Raw genomic sequence first — 5,120 nt, forward strand, 5'->3', positions numbered from 1 at the left:
GACCGGCTCATTGGAGCAGGAGTAGTTTTGGGCAACCAGGCTGTTCTGTTAAAAGGAATCAACGATAATGTCCATGTTATGAAAAAACTTAACCAGGAATTGCTGAAAATCCGGGTTCGCCCCTACTATTTATTCCAGGCCAAAGAGGTAAAAGGAACTACCCATTTTGTTAGCCCGGTCAATACCGGCCTGGATATTATGAAGCATTTACGGGGCTATACTTCTGGCCTGGCCGTCCCCACTTATGTTATCAACGCACCAGGAGGTTACGGTAAAACCCCGATTAACCCGGAATATGTATTGGACATTAATGAAAACGAAGTTATAATTCGTACCTGGCAGGGTAGAACCTTTAACTATCCGAATCATAACAATTAGGAACTAGCCTTCCTTTGGACTCATTATTAGTTGAAGGATGAAATAGTATGCAGAAAAGATGGGCTATCATTTCACTGAATTTTTTAATATTTGCTTTAATTCTGGCTCTGCTATTTCTGCTGTCAGGTCCGGTTTTATATTGGCTTCATAAAAGCCCAACGCTGCTAAACACACGGATTATAGACCAGATAAAACTGGCTATAAACAAAAACCAGGCCACCCGGATTTACGCAAAAACCAATCAAACTACTCTGCAAGTTCTTGAAAATGGTAAATGGCAGCCTTTTTTTGTTAAAGGAGTAAATATCGGCACGGCCCTTCCTGGCAAGTGGTTTACCGAGTTTCCGAATGATGAAAAAATCTATTTGAACTGGTTGGAAAAAATCGGGCAGATGAATGCTAATTGTATCCGTATCTATACTCTGTTGCCCCCAGAATTCTATAATGCTTTAAAATCCTATAATGATAGTCACCCCGACACTCCTCTGTGGCTCCTACAGGAAATTTGGCCAGAAGAAAATCCCACGGGAAAGGATTATTTAGAAAAGGATTATGTAGAAGCTTACTTCCAGGAAATAGAGTACGGGGTAGATGCAATTCATGGTCAGGCTTATATAACCCCGCGAAAAGGCCGGGCCTACGGGATTTATACCAGTGATATTTCCAAATATCTTTTGGCTTATCTGGTAGGGAGAGAACTGGAGCCGGACGAAGTTACCACCACCAACCATAAAAATTCCGGTTTTTCTTATAAAGGAGAATATTTTTCTTCAACAGCTAGTGCCAGTCCCTGCGAGGCCTGGTTGGCCATGAATTGTGATTATCTAGCAAAATATGAGGAAGAACACTATGCCTCTTTGCACCCTGTGGCCATAGTAAGTTGGCCTACCCTGGATGTAAAAGAGCATGATTCGGAATGGAATCAACTAGGGAAAAAATCGCTGGAGTATAATGACAAGGTGTCAATAGATATTAATAATATTAGCTGTGAATCCAAAATGAAAGCAGGTTTTTTGGGAGCTTATCACATATATCCGAATTATCCTGATTTTATGAATAATGAGAGCAAATATAACGATTATCAGGACGAACAGGGAAGGTTAAGGTACGGGGGCTACTTGCAGGAATTTATGGAAGGACATAATAAGTATCCAGCTCTGGTAGCAGAATTCGGCCTGGCAACCGGTATGGGTACAGCACACCTTAGCCCGGATGGCTTAAACCATGGAGGACTTAGCGAAGAGCAACAGGGTAAGGGCATAGTAAGAATGATGCAGGCCATTAAAAGAGAAGGCTACACTGGAGCTGTAATATTCGAATGGCTCGATGAGTGGGCTAAGAAAACCTGGACGACTGAGCCCTTTATGATACCCTACGAGCGGCATGTTCTTTGGCATAACGCTATTGATCCTGAACAAAACTATGGCTTGCTGGCGATAGAACCTCAAAGCAGTAAAGCTCCACCCGTTATCAAAAGAGGTAATGGTCAAATTAAAAGCATTACACTAAACTATGATGCTCGTTTTCTCTACTTGAAGCTCGATTTATTTAAGAAACCGGATTTTAGTAAAGAAAAACTGCTAATTGCTCTGGATACTTACAACCGTGAGAAAGGCGAATTCAGATTTGACCCTGCTATTAATATTTCTGCCCCCAGTGGTGCAGAATTCCTTTTGGATTTCAGCGGGCCACAAAGCGCCAGAATGTTGGTGCACCCGGGCTATAATGCTTCGCAAAATCGTTTTTCTTCTTATGCCAGTTCGCAGGGTTTATTCGAAGAGATAAGACCGCTGATAAGCCGGGATAGAGTCGATAAAAATGGCAATCCCATTGCTGCCCTCTATGAAAATGCCAGCCAGCTTAATTACGGTACTTTTGACTCCAACTCCTATAATCACTGGTATTTTGCCGATAGTACCCTTTATATCCGTTTACCCTGGGGCCGGTTAAACTTTAGCGATCCATCCAGTCTTATGGTGCTAAATGATAGCAACCCTGCCGAAGAAGCCGGTCGAGATATCCTGGGAACTCAAAAAACTGACGGTATAATCATATCGGCCCTGTATTATGATTTCGATAATCAGCAAGTTATAGATTTGCTTAGCAGCGATCTTTACAAATGGGAACAATGGGAGCTACCCGCATATAGCGAGCGCTTAAAAAAGAGCTACTTCATAATACAGGAATACTTTAAGAATATTTAAGATTTTCTACGCTTTCTTTTCCATGCTATTTTATTGTTGAATCTCAATCATCTTTATTCTTGCCCATTAGTCCTCATTCTTTTTGGAATCCTTTATCAAGGTGACATCAGTAGAATTAAACATAGTAAAAACCTCGTCACCTTTTTTTAAGCGTAAATCCTGGTAGGCCGAGGAGGTCAGTGATGCAGTAACAGCAAAGTCACCTATATCCACAATAACTTCCGTAAAATCAGAGCCTTCCTTTATTTCCATTATCTTTCCAGCCAATTTATTTGGGTCACTAATACGCATTTTCATTCCTCCTGCGTTATTATTTTATAGCATCGAGAATCTTAAGCAGTTTAGCCTGGTTATAGGATGTTCACTAGCAGGAGGAATTATTATTTGATGTGCTCTACCCTGGCAATAGACTTTTTATTAGAATCAATGCATAATATAATAAGTGAAAATGTGATACACATAAAAAGTGAGGTGGTAAAATGAGACGGCAGAATGTTACACTATCACTTCCCGAAGATGTTTTAAGGAAAGCCAAACATCTGGCTGTAGACCGCAACATGTCACTATCAGCTCTTTTAGGCACATACATCCTCGATATAGTCGCACGGGAAGAACAATATTCAAAAGCTAAAGAATTTAGTATTCGGCTTATGGAAGAAGGTTTTGATATGGGCTCAGCTGGGGAAAGCACATGGAATAGGGAGGAACTTCATGAGCGAAATTAAGGGCCGCCAGTTTATAGATACCAATATTTTAGTTTATGCCTATGATTGTTCTGCTGGAAATAAATATGAGAAGGCCAGAAATTTACTTATAAACTTATGGGAAGAGAAAAACGGCTGCCTTAGCATCCAGGTTTTGCAGGAATTTTATGTTATCGTAACTCGCAAGCTCAAGAATCCTATAAGCGCTCAACAGGCGGCAAATGTTATAGAAAACTATGATCAATGGCCGTTACATAGCCCTAATGTTGAGGATTTACTAGAGGCTATCAACATTCAAAAACAAGAACATATCTCCTTTTGGCATTCCCTAATTATCCGTAGTGCCCAACGCTTGGGCTGCACCTGTATCTGGACGGAAGATTTGAACAATGGGCAAAAGTATGGTGGAATTCTAGTCAAGTCTCCGTTTTCTTAAGTTACTGGCACTATCTTTAACTAGTCAGCAGGCAAAGGAAAAAGAGGTTCAAAATATTAAAAGCTTGCATCATGTGGATTCTGCTACTCAATACCCGTATACCCGGGATGCTTATTATTTTCCCTCGCATCACTAATAAGGAATAAGGCCATATTAATAGAAACTAGCCTTCTTATGGATTGAGGGGGAATTATGATTCGAGGGATGTTATCTAAAATAATTGCCAGCAGCCGTTTTATTCTGCTTTTTATTATAATTAGCCTAGCTCTGGGGCTTTACAGCTATTACCTCCTGCCTAAACAGGAGAGCCCGGAAGTTACTGCTCCGGTAGCCATGATCAGCAACATCTATCCCGGGGCCTCACCACAGGAAGTAGAAAGACTGGTAACTCGGGTGATTGAGAGCAATATTCGCAAGCTGCCTGGCTATGATTTCAGTGAATCTTATAGTAGAAATAGTATTTCTGTAGTGCTGCTGCAGTTGCAAAATGATGCTCCGGTGGAAGAATCCTGGAATGAATTGCGCCGGATTTTAAGTGATACGCAAAGGGAGCTGCCCCTGGAATGCCTGCCCATTCAGCTTAATACCGATTTGGCGGAAACGACGGGAATTATTGTTAGTCTCTCCGGGCAGCATTATAATCCAGAAGAATTAGCAGCTATGGCCGAGAAGTTCAAAAAAAGGCTGGAGCAAGTTGAGGGTATAGCCCGGTTTGAAGTCTTTGGGGAAGAAAAAAAACGGATAGAGGTAGAAATCGACCATACACGCCTGGCCGCGAGCGGCCTTTCCCTGGAGGAAATATTTAATATCCTTAAGGCCCAAAATGTAATCATTCCACCTGGAGCCATTGTAGAAGAAGGCATTAAGACTAATGTCAGGATTCCTGGTTGGTATAATTCCCCGGACGATATTGAAAACACTATTATAGGGGTTTCACCAGACGGGAGCAGCCAAAGATTAAAAGACATCGCCAATATCCGCTGGGGAGTAGAGCCCGACCGTCCCCTGGCCCGGCACAACGGCCAATCGGCGCTCCTGTTAACCGGCTATTTTGAGGCGGAAGAGAACATTCTCCTGGTAGGAAAAAAGCTCCGGGATGAGCTGGATAAGCTAAAAAGTGAAGCTCCCCATGACCTGCTGGTGGACCAGGTCTTATTTCAGCCTGATGAAGTAAATAAAAACCTCTATCGTTTCTTACGCAATTTGCTGGAAGGCATAATCCTGGTAATAATCGTAGTGCTGCTGGGAATGGGATGGAAAAATGCCCTGGTAACCTCTACTGCTATTCCTCTCTCCATTATGCTCAGCTTTATGGCCATGTACCTGTTGGGAATTAATATTCACGAAATATCGATTGCTGCCTTGATTATTGTTCTGGGCATACTGGTAGATGATGCT

At 42.0% G+C, this 5,120-nt stretch carries 5 protein-coding genes and 1 pseudogene; 5 read left to right on the forward strand and 1 reads right to left on the reverse strand.

Annotation, left to right across the window (positions count from 1 at the left end; genetic code table 11):
* Both B2633_RS16665 and B2633_RS16670 read left to right on the forward strand, forming a co-directional pair.
* Positions 1-378: pseudogene (locus B2633_RS16665) on the forward strand (lysine 2,3-aminomutase); the annotation flags it as partial.
* A gap of 47 nt (positions 379-425) precedes the next feature.
* Positions 426-2,582: a hypothetical protein gene (locus tag B2633_RS16670; RefSeq protein WP_483171803.1), complete on the forward strand. Its 2,157-nt coding sequence runs from the start codon at positions 426-428 to the stop codon at positions 2,580-2,582.
* 66 nt (positions 2,583-2,648) lie between these two features.
* Here the strand turns inward: B2633_RS16670 and B2633_RS16675 are convergent, their stop codons facing one another.
* Positions 2,649-2,873 (reverse strand): TOBE domain-containing protein, encoded by a 225-nt coding sequence (locus tag B2633_RS16675; protein ID WP_061214762.1) that lies wholly within the window; start codon positions 2,871-2,873, stop codon positions 2,649-2,651.
* Between the two features lie 188 nt (positions 2,874-3,061).
* Here B2633_RS16675 and B2633_RS16680 point away from each other — a divergent pair, with 188 nt between their 5' ends.
* The 3 genes from B2633_RS16680 to B2633_RS16690 form a co-directional block, all read left to right on the forward strand.
* The gene (locus B2633_RS16680; RefSeq protein WP_061214763.1) at positions 3,062-3,307 is read left to right on the forward strand and encodes a DUF6364 family protein; all 246 of its coding nucleotides are present in this window, start codon (positions 3,062-3,064) and stop codon (positions 3,305-3,307) included.
* The gene (locus B2633_RS16685) at positions 3,294-3,722 is read left to right on the forward strand and encodes a PIN domain-containing protein (protein WP_483171804.1); all 429 of its coding nucleotides are present in this window, start codon (positions 3,294-3,296) and stop codon (positions 3,720-3,722) included. Before B2633_RS16680 ends, B2633_RS16685 begins: the two co-directional genes overlap by 14 nt.
* Positions 3,723-3,926: 204 nt before the next feature.
* A partial coding sequence (locus tag B2633_RS16690) for an efflux RND transporter permease subunit (protein ID WP_483171805.1) occupies positions 3,927-5,120 on the forward strand: 1,194 nt, incomplete at its 3' end.

The organism is Syntrophomonas sp. UBA1041, assembly GCF_002316705.1.
Classification (GTDB): Bacteria; Bacillota; Syntrophomonadia; order Syntrophomonadales; family Syntrophomonadaceae; genus DTU019.

What these genes read in the sequence shown, in the direction of transcription:
- B2633_RS16670 (WP_483171803.1), top strand. Translation starts at nt 426, where the DNA reads ATGCAGAAAAGATGGGCTATCATTTCACTGAATTTTTTAATATTTGCT.
- B2633_RS16675 (WP_061214762.1), bottom strand. Translation starts at nt 2,873, where the DNA reads ATGCGTATTAGTGACCCAAATAAATTGGCTGGAAAGATAATGGAAATA.
- B2633_RS16680 (WP_061214763.1), top strand. Translation starts at nt 3,062, where the DNA reads ATGAGACGGCAGAATGTTACACTATCACTTCCCGAAGATGTTTTAAGG.
- B2633_RS16685 (WP_483171804.1), top strand. Translation starts at nt 3,294, where the DNA reads ATGAGCGAAATTAAGGGCCGCCAGTTTATAGATACCAATATTTTAGTT.